General features: G+C 73.2%; 20 protein-coding genes. 15 read left to right on the top strand and 5 right to left on the bottom strand.

The window, feature by feature from the left end:
- On the bottom strand, positions 1–217 hold a 217-nt coding region (locus ACTWLT_RS31130), incomplete at its 3' end, for an NAD-dependent epimerase/dehydratase family protein (RefSeq protein ID WP_445320411.1).
- 88 nt (positions 218–305) lie between these two features.
- On the opposite strand from ACTWLT_RS31130, the gene rfbA reads away from it, so the two are divergent.
- From rfbA to ACTWLT_RS31105, 5 genes are all read left to right on the top strand, one after another.
- The gene (rfbA, locus tag ACTWLT_RS31125; protein ID WP_252414674.1) at positions 306–1196 is read left to right on the top strand and encodes a glucose-1-phosphate thymidylyltransferase RfbA; all 891 of its coding nucleotides are present in this window, start codon (positions 306–308) and stop codon (positions 1194–1196) included.
- Positions 1193–1816, top strand: coding sequence for a dTDP-4-dehydrorhamnose 3,5-epimerase (gene rfbC / locus ACTWLT_RS31120; protein ID WP_445321431.1), 624 nt, complete (start codon positions 1193–1195; stop codon positions 1814–1816). The genes rfbA and rfbC overlap by 4 nt, the downstream gene beginning before the upstream one ends.
- Positions 1817–1884: 68 nt before the next feature.
- Positions 1885–3243 (top strand): Pup--protein ligase, encoded by a 1359-nt coding sequence (gene pafA, locus ACTWLT_RS31115; protein ID WP_074309747.1) that lies wholly within the window; start codon positions 1885–1887, stop codon positions 3241–3243.
- Between the two features lie 67 nt (positions 3244–3310).
- Entirely contained in the window at positions 3311–3505 is a 195-nt protein-coding gene (locus ACTWLT_RS31110; RefSeq protein ID WP_252414671.1) for a hypothetical protein, read from the top strand.
- Between the two features lie 219 nt (positions 3506–3724).
- A complete protein-coding gene (locus tag ACTWLT_RS31105) occupies positions 3725–4870 on the top strand; it encodes an oxalate decarboxylase family bicupin (protein ID WP_445321430.1) in 1146 nt (381 codons plus the stop codon).
- 6 nt (positions 4871–4876) lie between these two features.
- On the opposite strand, the gene ACTWLT_RS31100 is transcribed toward ACTWLT_RS31105, so the two are convergent.
- Together ACTWLT_RS31100 and ACTWLT_RS31095 are read right to left on the bottom strand one after the other, a co-directional pair.
- Positions 4877–5962 carry a DUF3866 family protein gene (locus ACTWLT_RS31100; RefSeq protein WP_445321429.1) on the bottom strand — a complete coding sequence of 362 codons (1086 nt, stop codon included), beginning with the start codon at positions 5960–5962 and terminating at the stop codon, positions 4877–4879.
- Between the two features lie 58 nt (positions 5963–6020).
- Entirely contained in the window at positions 6021–7022 is a 1002-nt protein-coding gene (locus ACTWLT_RS31095; protein WP_445321428.1) for a cation diffusion facilitator family transporter, read from the bottom strand.
- A gap of 127 nt (positions 7023–7149) precedes the next feature.
- Here ACTWLT_RS31095 and ACTWLT_RS31090 point away from each other — a divergent pair, with 127 nt between their 5' ends.
- The 6 genes from ACTWLT_RS31090 (at position 7150) to ACTWLT_RS31065 (ending at position 12075) form a co-directional block, all read left to right on the top strand.
- A complete protein-coding gene (locus ACTWLT_RS31090; protein ID WP_445321427.1) occupies positions 7150–8148 on the top strand; it encodes a helix-turn-helix transcriptional regulator in 999 nt (332 codons plus the stop codon).
- Entirely contained in the window at positions 8145–9242 is a 1098-nt protein-coding gene (locus tag ACTWLT_RS31085; protein ID WP_445321426.1) for a helix-turn-helix transcriptional regulator, read from the top strand. Before ACTWLT_RS31090 ends, ACTWLT_RS31085 begins: the two co-directional genes overlap by 4 nt.
- A 10-nt stretch (positions 9243–9252) precedes the next feature.
- Positions 9253–9498 (top strand): hypothetical protein, encoded by a 246-nt coding sequence (locus ACTWLT_RS31080; protein WP_445321425.1) that lies wholly within the window; start codon positions 9253–9255, stop codon positions 9496–9498.
- Between the two features lie 204 nt (positions 9499–9702).
- Positions 9703–9996, top strand: coding sequence for a Sec-independent protein translocase subunit TatA (gene tatA, locus ACTWLT_RS31075; RefSeq protein WP_252414657.1), 294 nt, complete (start codon positions 9703–9705; stop codon positions 9994–9996).
- Positions 9997–10014: 18 nt separating this feature from the next.
- Complete coding sequence (tatC, locus tag ACTWLT_RS31070; protein WP_445321424.1) at positions 10015–10965, top strand: twin-arginine translocase subunit TatC; 951 nt, start codon at positions 10015–10017, stop codon at positions 10963–10965.
- 171 nt (positions 10966–11136) lie between these two features.
- The gene (locus ACTWLT_RS31065) at positions 11137–12075 is read left to right on the top strand and encodes a diacylglycerol kinase family protein (RefSeq protein WP_445321423.1); all 939 of its coding nucleotides are present in this window, start codon (positions 11137–11139) and stop codon (positions 12073–12075) included.
- Here ACTWLT_RS31065 and ACTWLT_RS31060 read toward each other — a convergent pair.
- Both ACTWLT_RS31060 and ACTWLT_RS31055 read right to left on the bottom strand, forming a co-directional pair.
- On the bottom strand, positions 12038–12949 hold the full coding sequence (locus ACTWLT_RS31060; RefSeq protein ID WP_445321422.1) for an EamA family transporter: 912 nt from the start codon (positions 12947–12949) through the stop codon (positions 12038–12040). The genes ACTWLT_RS31065 and ACTWLT_RS31060 overlap by 38 nt on opposite strands.
- A gap of 280 nt (positions 12950–13229) precedes the next feature.
- Positions 13230–13907 carry an HAD family hydrolase gene (locus ACTWLT_RS31055; RefSeq protein ID WP_445321432.1) on the bottom strand — a complete coding sequence of 226 codons (678 nt, stop codon included), beginning with the start codon at positions 13905–13907 and terminating at the stop codon, positions 13230–13232.
- 179 nt (positions 13908–14086) lie between these two features.
- Between ACTWLT_RS31055 and ACTWLT_RS31050 the strand changes: the two genes are divergently transcribed.
- The 4 genes from ACTWLT_RS31050 (at position 14087) to ACTWLT_RS31035 (ending at position 19325) form a co-directional block, all read left to right on the top strand.
- Positions 14087–16888 carry a DEAD/DEAH box helicase gene (locus ACTWLT_RS31050; RefSeq protein ID WP_445321421.1) on the top strand — a complete coding sequence of 934 codons (2802 nt, stop codon included), beginning with the start codon at positions 14087–14089 and terminating at the stop codon, positions 16886–16888.
- Between the two features lie 166 nt (positions 16889–17054).
- Positions 17055–17942, top strand: a complete 888-nt coding sequence (locus ACTWLT_RS31045) for an MHYT domain-containing protein (protein ID WP_445321420.1) — start codon at positions 17055–17057, stop codon at positions 17940–17942.
- A gap of 69 nt (positions 17943–18011) precedes the next feature.
- Entirely contained in the window at positions 18012–18512 is a 501-nt protein-coding gene (locus ACTWLT_RS31040) for a hypothetical protein (protein WP_445321419.1), read from the top strand.
- A gap of 135 nt (positions 18513–18647) precedes the next feature.
- Positions 18648–19325 carry a hypothetical protein gene (locus ACTWLT_RS31035; protein ID WP_445321418.1) on the top strand — a complete coding sequence of 226 codons (678 nt, stop codon included), beginning with the start codon at positions 18648–18650 and terminating at the stop codon, positions 19323–19325.
- Positions 19326–19404: the final 79 nt, after the last annotated feature.

The raw sequence follows: 19404 nt of genomic DNA, 5'->3' as shown, positions 1-19404 counted from the left end.
CGTCGCAGATGTCGCCCTGCACGAACCGTAGCCGGGGGTCGTTCTGGACCGGGGCCAGGTTCGCCCGGTTACCCGAGTAGGTCAGCAGATCGAGCACGGTCACTGCCGCCGGTTCGAGTGGCGGCACGCCCTCGGCGCTGCCCAGGGGCTTGCCCAGCAGCAGACGAACGTACTCCGACCCGATGAATCCGGCTCCGCCGGTGACGAGGATCCTCACGGGTCCGGAAGTGTACGCGAAGTTTCGCCCCAGGCGGGAGACGCGACCCCCGCGCACGTTGCGTAGCCGTCCCGGTAGGCTCCCCCGGGTGCGTGGAATCCTACTTGCCGGTGGCACCGGATCGCGGCTCTGGCCGATCACCCGTGCGGTGTCGAAGCAGCTGATGCCGGTCTTCGACAAGCCGATGGTCTACTACCCCCTCTCCACCCTGATGATGTCCGGGGTCCGGGAGATCCTGGTGATCACCACCCCGGAGGACCAGGACCAGTTCCGTCGGCTGCTCGGCGACGGCAGCCAGTTCGGGCTGCGGCTGGAGTACGTCAGCCAGGAGCGCCCGGAGGGCATCGCGCAGGCGTTCATCCTCGGGGCCGACTTCATCGGCGACGAGTCGGTGGCGCTGATCCTCGGCGACAACATCTTCCACGGCGTCGGTCTGGGCCGGCAGCTCGCCGACCACGGTGACCTGGTCGGCGGCCGGGTCTTCGCCTACCAGGTGGCGAACCCGCAGGAGTACGGCGTGGTCGACTTCGACGCCGAGGGCCGGGTGCTCTCGATCGAGGAGAAGCCGGCCCGGCCGAAGTCCCGCTTCGCCGTGCCCGGCCTGTACTTCTACGACAACCGGGTGGTCGACATCTCCCGCAAGCTCACCCCGAGCGCCCGCGGCGAGCTGGAGATCACGGCGGTCAACGAGGTGTACCGGGAGACCGGGGAGCTGTCGGTGACCGTCCTGGACCGGGGCACCGCCTGGCTGGACACCGGCACGTTCACCTCGATGATGCAGGCCGCCGAGTTCGTCCGGGTGGTCGAGGAGCGGCAGGGTCTGAAGATCGGCTGTGTCGAGGAGGTGGCCTGGCGGGCCGGCCTGATCGACGACGCCCAACTGCGCGCGCTGGCCGAGCCGCTGACCAAGAGCGGCTACGGCGACTACCTGCTCGGTCTGCTGGCCGAGAAGAGCGGCGGCGACGGGGGAGCCTGGTGAAGATCCGGGAGCTGAGCATCGAGGGCGCCTGGGAGATCACCCCGCAGCAGCACGGCGACCCGCGCGGCATGTTCATGGAGTGGTACCGCTTCGACCGTCTCGCCGAGGCGGTGGGGCACCCGCTGCGGCTGGCCCAGGCCAACATGTCGGTCTCGGCGCGCGGCGTGGTGCGCGGCATCCACTTCGCCGACGTCCCGCCCGGGCAGGCCAAGTACGTCACCTGCGTACGCGGCGCGGTGCTCGACATCGTGGTGGACCTGCGGGTGGGCTCGCCCACCTTCGGCCGTTGGGAGGGCGTCCGCCTGGACGACACCGACCGCCGGGCGGTCTACCTCAGCGAGGGGCTGGGGCACGGCTTCTGCGCGCTGACCGACGACGCGACGTTGAGCTACCTCTGCTCGGCCACCTACAACCCGACGGGCGAGCACGCCGTGCACCCGCTGGACGAGGAACTGGCCATCGAGTGGCCGGCCGACGTCCCGCTGCTGTCCGCCCGCGACGACGCGGCGCCGACGCTGGCGCAGGCCCGCGAGCGCGGGCTGTTGCCCGAGTACGACAGCTGCCGCCAGTTCGTGGCGAGCATCGGACCGGACGGAATGTCGCACTCAGCCGGTATGTGACCGCCCCCGGGGCACGACCTGTGGTGTGACAGTGACGAACGGGGCCTCCGGGCGGCTAATGTCACACCATGGAGCGGCGAATCTTCGGCCTCGAGACCGAGTACGGCGTCACCTGCACCTATCGCGGGCAGCGGCGGCTGTCCCCGGACGAGGTCGCGCGGTATCTGTTCCGTCGCGTGGTGTCCTGGGGTCGGTCGAGCAACGTGTTCCTGCGCAATGGGGCCCGGCTCTACCTGGACGTCGGGTCGCACCCGGAGTACGCCACTCCGGAGTGCGACTCGGTGACCGACCTGGTCGCGCACGACCGGGCCGGCGAGCGGATCCTGGAGGGCCTGCTCGTCGACGCGGAGAAGCGGCTGCACGACGAGGGCATCGCGGGTGAGATCTACCTGTTCAAGAACAACACCGACTCGGCCGGCAACTCGTACGGCTGCCACGAGAACTACCTGGTCTCCCGGCACGGCGAGTTCGGCCGGCTCGCCGACGTCCTCATCCCGTTCCTGGTCACCCGGCAGTTGATCTGCGGGGCCGGCAAGGTCCTGCAGACCCCGCGCGGCGCGGTCTACTGCCTGTCGCAGCGGGCCGAGCACATCTGGGAGGGCGTCTCCTCGGCGACCACCCGCAGCCGCCCGATCATCAACACCCGGGACGAGCCGCACGCCGACGCCGAACGCTACCGGCGGCTGCACGTGATCGTCGGTGACTCCAACATGAACGAGGTCACCACGTTGCTCAAGGTCGGCACGGCCGACATCGTGCTGCGGATGATCGAGGCCGGGGTGGTGATGCGCGACCTGTCGCTGGAGAACCCGATCCGGGCGATCCGGGAGGTGTCGCACGACATCACCGGCCGGCGCAAGGTCCGGTTGGCCTCCGGCAAGGAGGTCAGCGCCCTGGACATCCAGCAGGAATACCTGGCCAAGGCCACCGAGTTCGTGGAGCGCCGTGGCGGCGACCAGGCCGCCAAGCGGGTCGTCGAGCTGTGGGGGCGGGTGCTGAACGCCGTGGAGACCGGAGACCTGGAGCCGGTCTCCCGCGAGATCGACTGGGTCAGCAAGCTGCGGCTGATCGAGCGCTACCAGCGCAAGCACGACCTGCCGCTGTCGCATCCGCGGGTGGCGCAGATGGATCTGGCCTACCACGACGTGCGCCGCGGTCGCGGTCTCTACGGGCTGCTGGAGCGTCGCGGTGAGGTGGACCGGGTGGCGACCGACCCGGAGATCTTCGAGGCCAAGGAGACCCCGCCGCAGACCACCCGGGCCCGGCTGCGCGGCGAGTTCATCCGGCACGCCCAGGAGAAGCGGCGGGACTTCACCGTCGACTGGGTGCACCTGAAGCTCAACGACCAGGCGCAGCGCACCGTGCTCTGCAAGGACCCGTTCCGGGCGTACGACGAGCGGGTGGAGCGGCTGATCGCCAGCATGTGACCGGTGTGCCGGCCCCGACGGTGCGGTGCGCCGGCGGGGCCGGCGCTTTCGGTACGCTGGGCGCGCCATGACGACTTCTGGACCTTCCGACCGCCCCGAGCGCGGCGCCGAGCGGCAGAACTGGGTCGAACGCCGCCGGGACAAGATCCGCGCCGAGATCGACCGCAACCGGCGCGGCGAGTACACCGTGCCGACGTGGGTGCTCGCCCTGGCGCTGGTGCTGATCGTGGGCGGCTGGCTCGCCCTGATCTTCCTCGCCTGATCCCCTCGTCGGTCTCGACGACCGGCACTCCCGTACACCTCCGGCGGCCCGCCATGCCCGGGCCGCCGCACCGTCGCTGCTCCCGTGCCGACGACTGGCCTCGCCGGGCCACCGCTGGCCCCACGGGGCCCCCGGGTCGGGTAAGCGCCGCCGGTCCCCGGACGCCCGCAGCGCGGAGCCGCCCGGTGGCAACGGGCAGGTCGACGGAGGGAGCGAATGATGACGGGCGACGGAACGGCGGCGCCACAGCCGCAGCGGGGGCAGGCCGGCTGGCAGGATCCCGGGCCGCGTGACGTGGTCCGGGACCGGCAGAACCCGGATCTGCTGACCCCACCGAGCACCGACGCGGGCACGCTGCCCAACCTGCGGTTCTCCTTCTCCGACGCGCACACCCGGGTGCAGCGCGGCGGTTGGACCCGCGAGGTCACGGTGCGGGAGCTGCCGATCGCCACCGAGCTCTGCGGTGTGGACATGGCGCTGGAACCGGGCGGGTACCGGGAGATGCACTGGCACAAACAGTCGGAGTGGGCGTACGTGTCGCAGGGCAGCGCCCGGATCAGCGCGGTCGACCAGGAGGGCCGCAACTTCCTCGACGACGTACGCGCCGGGGACCTGTGGTTCTTCCCGCAGGGGGTGCCGCACCACATCCAGGCCCTCGACGAGGGGGTGGAGTTCCTCCTGGTCTTCGACGACGGGGCGTTCACCGAGAACGGCACGTTCCTGATCAGCGACTACTTCGCGCACACACCGAAGGACGTGCTGGCGAAGAACTTCGGCTGGCGGCCCGAGCAGCTCGACACGATCCCGGAGCGGGAGAAGTACATCTTCGCCGGGGAGGTGCCGCCGCCGCTGGACCAGGACCGGGTGGTGAGCCCGACCGGGGACGTGCCCCGCTCGCTGAGCCATCGGCTGCTCGCGCAGAAACCGCAGCGCTTCCCGGGCGGCCAGGTGCGCATCGCCGACGTGACCCAGTTCGCCGCGTCCACCACCATCTGCGCGGCTCTGGTGGAGGTCGACCCGGGTGGCATGCGTGAGCTGCACTGGCATCCCACCGACGACGAGTGGCAGTACTACCTGTCCGGTCACGGCCGGATGGGTGTGTTCGCCAGCCAGGGGGTGGCCGGCACCTTCGACATGCGCTCCGGTGACGTCGGGTACGTGCCGTTCGCGTACGGCCACTACATCGAGAACCTCGGTGACGAGCCACTGGTCTTCCTGGAGGTGTTCCGCAAGCCCCGGTTCGAGTCCGTCTCGCTGACCCAGTGGATGGCGAACACCCCGGCGCAGGTCAGCGCGGACACTCTCAACCTGCCCCGGGAGTTGATCGAAGCCCTGCCCCGCGACCAGCGTCCCGTGATCCGCTGACCCGGGTCAGGGCAGCAGGGTCGTGGCGTGGCGGCCGGCCGCGGCGGCGGCCAGGAAGTAGGCGTGGTCGGCGTCGAGGCCACGGCCCATGGTGGACAGCGGCACCGTGCTGGCGCGCAGCGCGGCGTCGAGGCCGGCGGTGGGCACCCGGACGATCCGGTGCCGGGCCGCCAGCGGGGCCAGCGCCGCGTCGACCTCGGCGGCCAGCGCCGGGTCCAGGTCGTCGGGCAGCACCAGCTCCGCCGGGGCGAGCGCCACCCGCCCGTACGCGGTGAGGCTGTGGTGGGACACGCCGCGGTGCCGGGGACGGGGGTCGGCGGCGGAGATCCGCAGCGACCCGACCGGTCGGCCGCCGAGCGTGGCGATGGCGTTGACCGCCTCGCCGACGGCGACTCCGGAGAAGCCCCACCGGGTGCCGGTGCCGAGGTTGCCGGGCCCCTGGGCGACCACGGCCACGTCGGCGCGCAGCACGTACCGGGCGGCGAGCAGGCCGCCGTGCAGCCCGGTGGCCTCCAGGTCGCCGCCGAACGCCTGTCCGACGGTGATCGTGCCGGCGAGGTCGTCGCGCAGCCCGGCGAGGGTGCGGGAGAACCAGGCCGGCAGCGCCCCGCCGTCGGTGAGCAGGTACGCCACCCGGGCGTGCGGGGCGTCGGCGCGGATGCCGGCCAAAATCGCCGGTAGGGCCGAGTGCAGGTCGGCGGTGACCACCGGCATTCCACCGAGGTCGTCGGCGCCGGCGAGCACGTCCCGGTGCGGGGACGCCTCCTCGTCGACGCCGAGCAGGATCGGTTGCAGCGGGGTGTAGCGGGCCTTGACGAGGTGCCCGGCGTCGCGGGTGTCGCCGGAGACCGGCGGGTCGGGCGGCAGCCGGTCCGGCAGTGCCACCACCAGGGCGTACCCGCCGGTGCCCAGTCCCATCAGCAGCGCACCGGCGTTGAGCAGCACCCGGTCGCCGGGCTCGGGTGTGCCGACCAGCTCCGGGTAGGCCAGCGCCCGCATGCGGGTGCCGTCGGGCAGGTCGACGTCGAGCTCCATCGCCCCGGTCCACTGCCGTCGCAGCGCCGCCACCGTCCCCGCCCGCCATCGCACCATGACGGGCACGCTAGCCGCGCCGGCCCGGCGTCCCGCGCCCGGGTGGTCCGGGCGTGGCTCAGGTCTGCTCGGGTGTGCCGCCGGCGTCCGGGCCGGGGCTGGCCTGGACGTCGCGGGTCCGGCCGCTGGCGCCGGGCAGCGAACGGGTGGGGTCGAGGAAGACGTACCGGACCTCCGGGTACCGCCCGGTGAGCCGCCGTTCGGCCTCGTCGGCGGTGGCCTCGATGGCCGCGCCGGTGGCCTCGTCGCGGAAGTCGACCTTCGCGGCGACGAGAATGTCGTCCGGGCCGAGCTGCATGGTCAGCAGGGTGTCGATCCGCTCCACCTCGGGCAGGCTGGCCAGCTCCTGCTCGATCTCGTGGCGCAGCCGCTCGGGGACCGCCCGCCCGACCAGCAGTGACAGGTTGTTGCTGGCCAGGATCCCGGCGACCGTCAGCAGCAGCAGCCCGATCAGGATCGACGCGACGCCGTCCCACACCTCGTCGCCGGTGGCCTGGGACAGGCCCACCCCGAGCCCGGCCAGCAGCAGCCCGATCAGCGCCGCGCTGTCCTCCAGGAAGACGGCCTTGACGGTGGTGTCGCCGGTCAGCCGCAGGAACCGCCGGGGGGTCGTCCTCCAGCGTCGGGACTCGCCCCGGACCTGCCGCACCGCCCGGGCCAGCGAGATCGACTCGATGACGAAGGACACCCCCAGCACGATGTACGAGATCAGGTAGTCGCCGCTGTGCTCGTGCACCAGGATCGTGGTGACGCCGTGGGTGACGGCGAAACCGGCGCCGGCGACGAAGGTGAACATGGCGGCGAAGAAGGCCCAGACGTAGCTCTCCTTGCCGTACCCGAACGGGTGCCGGGTGTCCGCCGGGCGCGCGCCCCGACGCAGCGCCTGGAAGAGCAGCACCTCGGTGGTGGTGTCGGCGACCGAGTGCGCCGCCTCGGAGAGCATCGCCGCGGAGCCGGAGATCAGCCCGGCGATCAGCTTGGCCACCGCGATGGCGAGGTTGGCGGCCCCGGCGACGACCACGGTGCCGACGCTCTCGGTCTTGACGTCCGCTTCCGACATGAGGGTCACCATATGACCGGTGGCGGCGCCCCGCCGGGCGAGCGGCGCGGACACCCGGATCCGAACAGATGTGCGGCACGCCCGCGTGGGTGCACGTCCCCGGCGCGTCGGCTGCTAGCGTCTACCCGTGTCGCGGACCCGCACCGAACGCCTGGTCAACCTGGTGATCTGCCTGCTGTCCACGCGACGGTTCCTGACCGCCGCGCAGATCGCCGCGACCGTTCCCGGCTACGAGCACGATCCGGACGACGCGCGCGACCACGAGGCGTTCCAGCGCAAGTTCGAGCGGGACAAGGCCGAGCTGCGCGAGCTGGGTGTGCCGCTGGAGACCGGGACGGCCAGCGTCTTCGACGCCGAGCCCGGCTACCGCATCGCCCACCGGGAGTACGCGCTGCCCGACATCCCCCTCGAACCGGACGAGGCCGCCGCCGTGGGCATCGCCGCGCGGCTGTGGCAGCACGCCGGGCTCGCCGCCGCCGCGTCCTCCGGGCTGGCCAAGTTGCGCGCCGCCGGGGTGGACGTGGACCCGCAGGCCACCCTGGGCCTGGAGCCGATGGTCACCGTCGACCCGGCGTTCGGCCCCCTGACCGCCGCCGCGCGGGATCGCCGCGAGGTCGGCTTCGACTACCGGGTGCCCGACCGGGACGCGCCCAGCCGCCGCCGGCTGCAGCCCTGGGGCGTGGTCTGCTGGCGCGGCCGGTGGTATGTGGTCGGCCACGACCTGGACCGGGCGGCGACCCGCTGCTTCCGGCTATCCCGCGTGGTCGGCGCGGTCCGGGTGACCGGCACGCCCGGTGCCTACGAGCCGCCGGCCGGCGTCGACCTGATCAGCCACGTGGCCCGCTGGTCCGGCCCGGTGGAGCGCACCGGCCGGGCCACCGTGCTGGCCGCGCCCGGCCGCGCCGCCGGGCTGCGCCGCTGGGCCGTCGAGGTGATCGCCGGGCCCGACGGCGACCGGCTGGTCCTGCCCTACGCCGACCCGGACGGGCTGGCCGGCCACCTCGTCGGGTACGGCCCGGACGTGCGGGTGCTCGACCCGCCGGAGGTCCGCGAGGCGGTCATCCAACGCCTCAAGGAGATCGCCGCCCGGCATGACGACCTGGCCGTCGCCGGGGGTGCCCGGTGACGCGGCCGACCGCCCGTGGTGGTTCCCGCGCCTCGGCCGACCGTCTGGCGCGGCTGCTGAACCTGGTGCCCTACCTGCTGGCCCGCCCGGGGATCGAGATCGCGGAGGCCGCCGGCGACCTGGGTGTCACCGAGCGGCAGTTGCGGGAGGACCTGGAGCTGCTCTGGGTGTGTGGGCTGCCCGGCTACGGCCCCGGCGACCTGATCGACATGGCCTTCGACGGCGACCGGGTGACCATCACCTACGACGCCGGCATCGACCGGCCGCTGCGGCTCACCCCCGACGAGGCACTGGCGCTCGTGGTGGCGCTGCGGATGCTCGCCGAGACACCGGGGGTGGCCAACCGGGAAGCCGTCGAGCGGGCCCTCGCGAAGATCGAGGACGCCGCCGGGGACCTGGTGGGCGCGCCGGTGGCGGTCCGGCTGCCGGGGGACACCCGGCGGGTGGAGGCGCTGCGCGCCGCCGTCGAGGGCGGCCGGGCGCTGCGGATCACCTACTACACGGCGGCCCGCGACGAGACCACCGACCGGGTCATCGACCCGCTGCGGATGCTGATGGTCGGCGGCCGGGCGTACGTGGAGGCGTGGTGTCGCCGCGCCGAGGCGGTCCGGCTGTTCCGGGCCGACCGGATCGACGCCATCACCGAGCTGGACGAGCCGGCCGTCGTGCCGCCGCAGGCCGTCCCGCACGACCTCACCGAGGGCGTCTTCCGTCCCTCGCCCGACCTGCCGCTGATCACGCTGCGGATCGCCCGCAGCGAGCGGTGGATCACCGAGTACTACCCGTGCGAGCGGGTGGAGGCCGGCGACGGCGACCAGTGGCTGGTCTCGCTGCGGGTGACCGATCTGGGGTGGGCCCGCCGGTTCGTGCTCGGCCTCGGCCCGGACGTCACCGTGGTCGCCCCGGTCGAGCTGGCCGAGCAGGTCCGGGCGACGGCCGCCGCCGCGCTGGACGCGTACGCCGTGCCGGCGCCCACCGCCGCGCCCCGGCGGCCCGACGCCGACGCGGTGACACCTGAGTCCGCGACGCCCGGCGCGTCGGGCGGGTCGGTGGCGGCGTCGGGCGACCCGGCGGTGGCCGGCCGCACCCAGTAGGCTGAGCGCCGTGCTGATCTGGATCGTGCTCGCGGTGGTGCTGCTGCCGCTCGTGGCGCTCGCGCTGGCCGTGCGTCCGGTGCTGGCCCGACTGCCCCGGCTGCGCCGCGCCGCCGTGGCGTTGCAGCGACGGGCCGCCGAGGCCGAGGCGTTGCGGGAAACCGCCGAGGCGTTGCAGCAGCGCGCCGAGGGTGTCCAGCGCCAGCTCGACACCACCCAGCGGCGGCTCGCCGTGATCAGGGCCCGACGCGGCTGATCGACGCTCGTCATGGCCTCGCCCCGGGTGGGGCAGGGCCGCTGCCGCGCCGACCTTTCGGCGATGGTTGACTGATCATCCGGGTTGGTCAAGACTTCACCGGCCGGCCCGGATGACTATCCCCCGGCAGGTGGCATCCCGCCGATCCGCACGTACGATGGGCGGCGTACCACCCCCGGACACACAGAGCGACTGGAGCTTCTCATGGGTGCCCTCAAGCCGTGGCACATCGCGGTTCTTGTGGTTGTGCTGATCCTGCTCTTCGGTGCGAAGCGGCTCCCGGACGCTGCCCGCTCGCTGGGCCGTTCGCTGCGGATCATCAAGGCCGAGACCAAGAGCCTGCAGGACGACGACCGCGACCTCGCCGAGAAGGCCGACGCGCAGGCCGGCTACCAGCCGCTGCCGCCGCACGCCGGGCAGCCGCAGCAGGCGCCGTACCAGGCCCCGCCGCAGCAGCAGCCGGTCGTCGACCCGGTGCACCGCGTCCGCGACAACTGATCGAGAGGCCCGATCACCGTGGCCTTCGCACTGCGTAAGCGCGGCCCGAGCAGTTTCGAACGGGCCGCCGACGGCTCGATGACGCTCATCGAGCATGTCCGCGAGCTGCGCAACCGCCTGTTCCGTGCCTCGCTGGCGATCCTGATCGGCTTCGCCCTCGGCGTCTGGCTGGCCAAGCCGGTGCTGCACCTGCTTCAACAGCCCTACTGTGACCTGCCGCAGGCCAGGATCGTCAACGGCAAGTGCGAGTTCGTCCAGCTCGGCCCGGCCGACCTGTTCCTGCTCAACCTGAAGGTCGCGCTCTGGGTCGGGTTGATCGTGGCCGCGCCGGTCTGGCTCTACCAGCTCTGGGCGTTCATCGCACCCGGTCTGCACCGGCACGAGCGGCGCTACGCGTACTTCTTCACGGCTCTGGCCGCGCCACTGTTCGCGGCCGGCGCGGTGCTGGCGTACTTCGTCACCGCGAAGGGCCTGGAGTTCCTGCTCAGCATCTCCGACAGCGAGATCAGCACGACACTGGAGATCACCAAGTACATCTCCTTCGTCACCAACCTGATCCTGCTGTTCGGGGTGGCGTTCGAATTCCCGTTGATCGTGCTGATGCTCAACTTCGTGGGCATCGCCAGCGCGAAGCGGCTGCTGAGCTGGTGGCGGGTGGCGATCTTCGTGTTCTTCGCCTTCTCCGCCGTGGTCACCCCCACCCCGGACCCGTTCGGGATGACCGCCCTGGCGATCTGCCTCTCCGCGCTCTACTTCGGTGCGGTCGGCATCGCGTTCCTCAACGATCGTCGGCGCGGACGCGGCAAGGAGATCTACGCCGGTATCGACGACGACGAGGTGTCGCCGCTGGAGTTCGACCGTGACCCGGTCGAGGCCGGGCAGCGGGTGGACGCGACCGCGCCGGTCGGCGCACCCGATCCGATCGCCCCGCCCGCCCCGATCGAGCGTCGCTACGACGACATGACCTGACGGCCCGCGCCGCCTGGTCAGCCGACGCCGTCCCCGCCTGCCGGGGGCGGCGTCGCCGCATTGCGGGCTCGCCATCGACGACACCGTCGTGCAGCTCACCGTGCGCGCCGGTGCCGGGACCGCCGGTGACGTCACCGCCCCCGGTGTACGGCGGGCACGCAACCGGCTACGGTGCTGCCCGTGACCGCAGACGATCACCCGTCCGGCCCGCACGCCGGGGGACCCGTCGTCGTGCTCACCAACGCGACGGCCGGCCGGGGGCGGCACCGCGCCGTGCTGCCCCGGTTGCTGGACGGGCTGGCTGCCGCCGACCGACCGGTGCGGCTGCTGTCGGCGTCCAGCCCGGCCGAGGCGGAGGCGGCCTGCCGCACCGCGGTGGCTGACGGGGCCGGCGCGTTGGTCGCGATCGGCGGGGACGGCACGGTGCACCTGGCGCTACAGGCCGCCGCCGGCACCGGCGTGCCGTTCGGCGCGGTACCGGCCGGCACCGGTAACGACTTCGCCCTCGACACCGGCTTCCCGGCCGACCCGCTGGCGGCGGTGGCGGCGATCGCCGAGGCGCTGCGTGCCGGCCGGACCCACGCCGTCGACCTCGCCCGGATGACCGGCGCCGACGGCACCCACCGCTGGTACGGGGCGGTCCTCGCGGCCGGGTTCGACGCGATCGTCAACGAGCGGGCCAACCGGATGCGCTGGCCGCGCGGCCCCCGCCGGTACGACCTGGCGATCCTCGTCGAGCTGGCCCGGCTGCGGCCCCGCCGCTACACGCTGCGCCTGGACGGCGAGCCGCACGAGGTGGACGCGGTGCTGGTGGCGGTGGGCAACTGCCCGACGTACGGCGGCGGAATGCGGATCTGCCCGGACGCCGACCCGACCGACGGGCTGCTCGACGTGGTGGTGGGTGGCCGGATCAACCGGCGCACCCTGGTCCGGGTCAAGCCGCGCATCTACCGGGGCACCCACGTCAGCCACCCGCTGGTGCGCAGCTACCGGGCCCGGACGGTGGAGCTGACCGCCGAGGGGATCACCACGTACGCCGACGGGGAGCGCTCGCTGGACCTGCCGGTGACGATCACGGCTGTGCCGGGCGCCCTGCGGCTGCTGCGCTGACCCGTACCGCGCCGATGCTGGCCGCGATGACCAGCGCGATGGCGGCGCACTCCAGCACGGTCAGCGCCTGCCGCAGCACCAGCCAACCGGCCAGCGTGGCGATGGCCGGGCCGAGGCTCATCAGCACCGCGAAGGTGGCGGTGGGCATTCGCCGCAGCGCCAGCAGTTCCAGGGTGTACGGCAGCCCGGAGGCGAGCACCGCGAGGGCCGTGCCGAGCGCCAGCACGGCCGGGTCGAGGAGCACGGCGCCGCCGTCGACGATGCCGAGGGGCAGGGTGACCAGCGCGGCGAGGGTCAGCGCCAGGGCCAGCCCGTCCGCGCCGGGGAACCGGCCGCCGACCCGGGCGCTGAGCACGATGTACGCCGCCCACATGGCGCCCGCCCCGAACGCGAACGCCACCCCGGCGGGGTTCAGCCGGTCGAAGCCGCCCTGCCCGAGCAGCGCCACCCCGGCCAGCGCCAGCCCCGCCCAGCACCAACTCGCCAGCCGGCGGGCGGTGAACACCGACAGGGCCAGCGGGCCGAGCACCTCCAGGGTCACCGCCGGGCCCAGCGGGATCCGTTCGATGGCCTGGTAGAACAGCGAGTTCATACCGGCCAGCGCCAGCCCGAACGCGCCCGCCGCGACCCAGTCGGACCGGTCGTAGCCGCGCAGCCGGGGGCGGCACACGACGAGCAGCAGCACCGCCGAGATCGTCAGCCGCAGGGTCACCGCGCCGGCCACCCCGGTACGGGGGAAGAGCAGCGCGGCCACGGCGGAGCCGAACTGCACCGACAGCGCCCCGCCGAGCACCAGACCCACGGCGGCGACGCCACCGCGCCGGGCGGGCGGCGTGTCGGTCGGCCGTGGCGTGGGCAGCAGGGTCTCCGTCACAGGCACGACGGTAGGCGGTGGGCTCCGGCCGTCCTGCGGCGGTGTCCACCTCCCGAAATCAGCTTCTGGCGCACCCTGACAGGCAGCGCCGATCTGGCCACCACCGCGCTGGCCGTACTCGAACACGACGCCCTCGATCCTGAGCGGGGAGGACCGGCACGGCGACGGCGACCTACCGGTGATCCACATCCGGGCTGACGGCACAGCGGCCACCGGTCCGGTCGGACGCGCGACCGGGCCCGTCACCGAGCCCCGCGGGCACAGGGCGGGTCGGCGCCGTTCAGGCCGGCAGGGCCAGATCCAGCACGGCGCCCAGCCCGTTCTCCCGGCCGGGGTCGGCGGCCGGCAGCACCAGCACCGCGCAACCGGCGCCCACCGCACCCGCGTCGGCCGGCGTGTCACCGACCATCAGGGTCTGCTCGGAGTCGACGCCGAGCATCCCGCAGGCGCGCAGGAAGATCGCCGGGTCGGGCTTGCACCGCCCCACCTCGTAGGACAGGACGAACGCGTCCACCAGGTCGGTCAGGCCCCAGGCGTCGAAGTGCGGCCGGATGTCGAAGCCGATGTTGCTGACGACCGCCACCCGCACCCCGGCGTCGCGCAGAGCGCTCAGCGTGGGGGCGGTGTCCGGGTACGGCACCCAGCCCTCGGCGTTGAGCAGCCGCTCGTAGAGCGCGTCGGCGAAGCCCTCGATGCCCGCGTCGACGGTCTCGGCCAGGCCGGTGTACGCGCCCCGGTGGGCGTGCGCGTAGAGGTCCCGGTCGGCCCACAGCTCGGCCAGCCGGGGCGGCACCCGGGCCGGCAGCGGCCCACCGGCCCGCCCGGCGGTCAGCAGCCGGTCGGCCAGCGAGGTGGCCCGGACACGGTCCAGGGTCACTCCGCACGCCTCCGCGGCCGACAGCACCCACTGCCGGGGCTCCTCCACCTGGGCCAGGGTGCCGTGGAAGTCGAACAGCACCGCCTTGACGGGCCGTCGGGACGCCCGGGGGGCGGCGGCGTCCTCGGCGCTGCCCGGCGGACGATTCTGGGGCGGTTCGGCATGGTCCGGCACGCCGTGCACCCTACCGACCGCCGCCGACGGCACCTCCAGACGGCCTTGTCGGGTGTCGTGTCCCGCCACGCACTAATCTTGGTGACATGTCGAGCCCCGCCGAGCGGTACGCCGCGGCGCGCCGCCGGGCCGCGCAGGCCTCACAGTTCCCGGCGCTGGACGAGTTCGCCCTCGATCTGGGGTTCGACCTCGACGACTTCCAAAGGGAGGCGTGCCAGTCTTTGGAGCGGGGCAGCGGTGTGCTTGTCTGCGCCCCCACCGGGGCCGGCAAGACCGTCGTGGGGGAGTTCGCCGTCCACCTGGCGCTGCGGGGGCGACCCGGCGACCCGGCGGCCGCCGACGAAGCGGCGACGCCCCCGGCCCGGCGCAAGTGCTTCTACACCACGCCGATCAAGGCGCTGTCGAACCAGAAGTACCACGACCTGGTCGACCGGTACGGCGCCGAGCAGGTCGGCCTGCTCACCGGCGACAACGCCATCAACGGCGACGCGCCCGTGGTGGTGATGACCACCGAGGTGCTGCGCAACATGCTGTACGCGGGCTCCAGCACCCTGGAGGGGCTGGCCTACGTGGTCATGGACGAGGTGCACTACCTCGCTGACCGGTTCCGCGGCGGGGTGTGGGAAGAGGTGATCATCCACCTGCCCGCCTCGGTCACCCTCGTCTCGTTGTCGGCGACCGTCTCCAACGCCGAGGAGTTCGCCGACTGGCTGGTCACCGTGCGCGGCGAGACCGCGGTGGTGGTCAGCGAGCACCGGCCGGTGCCGCTGTGGCAGCACATGCTGGTCGGCAAGCGGATGTTCGACCTGTTCCACGACGCCGACGCCGCCCGCAAACACGACGTGCACCCGGAGCTGCTGCGCTACACCCGCGAGACCGTACGCCGTCTGGAGATGGGCGAGGGACGCAGCGCCGGGCCCGGCGCCGGTCGGCGTGGCCCGCGCTGGCGTGGCCCGATGCGCCCGGACATCGTCGACCGGCTGGACCGGGAGGGCCTGCTGCCGGCGATCCTGTTCATCTTCAGCCGGGCCGGTTGCGCCGCCGCGGTGCAGCAGTGTCTCGCCGCCGGGCTGCGGCTCACCTCACCGGACGAGCGGGCCGAGATCCGCCGGGTGGTCGAGTCGCGGGTCACCGCCATCCCCGGCGAGGACCTGTCGGTGCTGGGCTACTGGGAATGGCTCGACGGGTTGGAGCGCGGCCTGGCCGCCCACCACGCCGGCATGCTCCCGGTGTTCAAGGAGATCGTCGAGGAGCTGTTCGTCCGCGGCCTGGTCAAGGCGGTCTTCGCCACCGAGACACTCGCGCTGGGCATCAACATGCCGGCCCGCTGCGTGGTCCTGGAGCGGCTGGTCAAGTACAACGGCGAGGCGCACGTCGACCTGACGCCGGGGGAGTACACCCAGCTCACCGGGCGCGCCGGCCGGCGTGGCATCGACGTGGAGGGGCACGCCGTGGTGGTGTGGTCCCCGGAGACCGACCCACGGCACGTGGCCGGCCTCGCGTCCACCCGCACCTACCCGCTGCGCTCCAGCTTCCGGCCCTCGTACAACATGGCCGTGAACCTGGTCGGCACCGTCGGCGCGGAGCCGGCCCGGGCGCTGCTGGAGTCCTCGTTCGCCCAGTTCCAGGCGGACCGCTCGGTGGTCGGCCTGGCGCGGCAGGTGCAGCGCAACACCGAGACCATCGAGGCGTACGGCGCGGAGGCGGCCTGCCACCACGGCGACTTCGACGAGTACTTCGCGCTGCGGGTGGCGATCGCCGAGCGGGAGAAGGCCATCGCCCGGCAGGGGCAGAGCCAGCGCAAGGCCGCCGCCGTGGCGTCGCTGGAGCGGCTGCGGATCGGCGACGTGATCCGGGTGCCGTCGGGCCGGCGGGCCGGTCTGGCCGTCGTGCTGGACCCGGCGACCGGCGGGTTCGGTGAGCCCCGGCCGCTGGTGCTCACCCAGGACCGCTGGGCCGGCCGGGTCAGCCCCGGCGACTTCACCACCCCCGCCGAGGTGCTCGCCCGGATCCGGGTGCCCAAGCACTTCAACCACCGATCGCCGGGCGCCCGGCGGGACCTCGCCGCCGAGGTCAGCGGCACCGGCCTGGACCGGCACGGCGGTCGCCGGGGTGGCCGCTCCCGGCAGGCCGAGGGCGAGGACCACCGGCTGTCCCAGCTCCGCACCGAGCTGCGCAACCACCCCTGCCACGCCTGCCCGGAACGGGAGGAGCACGCCCGCTGGGCGGAGCGGCGCCGGCGGCTGGAGCGCGACACGGAGGAGCTGCGCGAGCGGGTGTCGGGGCGTACCGGCTCCCTGGCTCGGACCTTCGACCGGATCGTCGCTCTGCTGACCGACCGCGGCTACCTCGCCCGTGACGGCGCGGTCACCGACGCCGGTCGGATGCTTGGCCGAATCTGGACGGAGGCGGACCTGCTGGTCGCCGAGTGCCTGCGTCGAGGGGTGTGGGACGGCCTGTCCCCGGCCGAGCTGGCCGCCGCGGTGTCCGTGGTGGTCTTCGAGGCGCGCCGCGACGTCGACGAGCGGGCGTCGCTGCCGCGCGGGCCGGTGGCCGACGCCGTGGACGAGACGCTGAAGCTGTGGGGCGAGATCGAGGCCGACGAGGCGGCGCGCGGGTTGAACGCCACCCGGGAGCCGGACCTCGGCTTCGCGTGGCCTGTGTTCCGGTGGGCTCGGGGCGAGGCGCTGGCCAAGGTGCTGGGCAGCGGTCACGAGCTCGACGGCGAGATGCCGGCCGGTGACTTCGTCCGGTGGGCGCGGCAGGTGGTCGACCTCCTCGGTCAACTGGCCGACTCCGGCGGCGCGTCGCCGGAGCTGCGCTCCACCGCCCGGCAGGCGATCGCGGCCATCAACCGGGGTGTGCTGGCGTACCACACCTCCGCCTGAGCATCACTGTCGGTCATCGCCGCCGGCGAATCGACGCATCGGACGGTCACCGCAACAGCACCCCCTGAACAGGCCCGGGGGGTGCTGTTGCGCCTGCTCAGGCCACCCCTGATCATTGCCCGGGCGCGTCCTTTACGCGCCGGTAACTGATGGGGAGAAGGCCGCCGTGGCGGAGATCAATCACTTTGAGTACGGGTGGATCACGCCCGCGCTGAGCTACGCGCTGTCCGTGCTCGGTTCGGTCCTCGGGCTGGTGTGCGCCGGGCGTATCCGCACGGCCGACACCGCCGGCCAGCGTGCCTGGTGGGGTCTGCTGGCCGCCTGGGCCCTGGGCGGCACCGCCATCTGGGCGATGCACTTCATGGCCATGCTCGGCTTCGCCGTCGACGGCACCCGGATCCGGTACGACGTGCCGCTCACCGCCGCCAGCACGGCCATCGCCGTGGTGGCGGTCGGCATCGGCCTGGCGATCGTGGGCACCGGCCGGCTGAACCCGGTGCGGCTGGTCGCCGGCGGGATCTTCACCGGTGCCGGCGTGGCCGCGATGCACTACACCGGCATGGCGGCGATGCGCCTGAACGGCAGCCTCGGCTACGACACCACCCGGGTCGCCCTCTCGGTGGTGATCGCCGTGGTCGCGGCCACCGTCGCCCTGTGGCTCGCCATGACCGTCCGCCGGCCGCTGGCGATCGCCGCGTCCGCGCTGGTCATGGGCATCGCCGTGAACGGCATGCACTTCACCGGCATGAGCGCCCTCTCGGTGCACCGGCGCGAGGGCACCGCGACCGACGTGATCGGCACGGGAATGAGCACCCTGCTGGTGCCGATCGTGCTGGCGGTCATCTTCGGGGTGGTCGGTCTGCTCTACGCCCTGCTCGCCGCGCCCACGGACGACGACCGGGCCGCCGCCGCGTACCTGGACGCACGGCGGGTCCCGGAGCCGGCGGCGGCGACGCCAGCCGCCGCCCCCGACCCGGTCGGGCTGCGCGCCCGATCGACCCTCGGCCAGCCCGGCACCCCGTTCCCGTCCCGCCGGGAGATGCCGCCCCGCTGACGCGAAACGCTCGACCCACCACCCGGCCGCCACCGGAGGGTCGGGGCGTAGGTGACCTACCTTGGGCGAATGGAGTTCGCCACGGGCGCCGTCGAGTGGGGCACCGTGCCCGACTGGATCGCCGGGATCGGTTCCGTCCTGGCCTTCGCCGGGCTGGCGTACGGCCTCTGGTGGGAGATCCGGCAGCGGCGCCTCGACCGGGAAGACGCGATGGCGCACCAGGCCAGGCTGATCATGGGTGTCGCCGGGGCGGATGCCGCGGGCCAGGTGAGCGCTCTGGTGATGAACAACAGCTCTATGCCGGTGTACGGCGTCGAATGCCAGATCTTCGCAGCTCCTCCGCCTCCCCGGTACGGCGGTGGTGCCCCGCCGGCGAGGCGGCATGTCGGCTCGACGACGTTCGCGCGCATACCGGCGGGCGAGTCGCAACAGAACACGGTGGACTGGTCTCAGCTCACCGACAAGGCGCCACAGAGCGGCGACACGTTCTCGATCACGATGATGTTCGTCGACGCAACCGGTCTCGTGTGGACACGCAGTGACGCGGGCGCCTTGCGGCGGGTCGTCTGACGCCTGATCGGCGGAGGTCGCCGGGGGCTTCTGTCGGGGAGAGCGGAAGTTCTGCGAGCCCGCCGGGAAGTATCGACGAGCTTGAGGAAAGGACGCTAGGCTGCGACCACCTCTCCATCGACGCAAGGAGATGCCGTGGCGCGCCGTACCGGCAAGCCCTCCTACCTGCTCCCCGCGCGCGACACGCGCCGCAACCGGATCGGGCGTCTCGCGGCCGTCGTCACGGCGATCGGGCTCGCGGCCGCTCTCCTGGGAGGCGCCGTCGGCTACACCGTCGGGCGTCCGGACCCCATCGACTCGAGCATCACCGAGATGCGGGAGGCCGAGGCACGGCGGGACACCCAGCAGATCGCCGAGTTGACCACGATGGCCCGTCGCCTCAGCGACGAGATCTCGCCCATCCTCACCGCCCTGCAGGCGGACACGCCCAGCGGCCAGCAGGCCGACGCCGAACAGGCCCGCCAGTGGCAACAGGCCGTGCGTCAGGCGGCGCAGCCGTTGGCCGACCCGCCGTCGGGCACCACCGCGACCAACGTGGCACGGGGAGGGCTCCGGGTGGCCCTCGACCAGGCGGCACTCGCCGTCGACACCTACCTGCTCGCGGTCACCGGTCCGGCTGCCCAGCGGGCCGCCCTGACACAACTGGCGACGCGACAGGCAACCCAGGCGGCGGCGACCTGGTCCATCGCCGCGACCCAGCTCGATCAGATCAACATCGACGCCGGCCACGGCCACCAGCACGTCCACCTCGAGACCGGTCCCGGCGGCGACGCTTTCGCCCCCGACGGCGCCGCGGAAGGATCCGGCGGGTGACCGACGGGCAGCACCAGCCCGACCGATGACGTGCTACCAGGATGCGGGCCAGTGCTCCGCCCTTTAGGGCGGGGGTGAA

It is taken from the genome of Micromonospora yongxingensis, from assembly GCF_052601155.1.
Note: the sequence above shows the minus strand (reverse complement) of the source record. Positions and strands in the feature narration are given on the sequence as shown.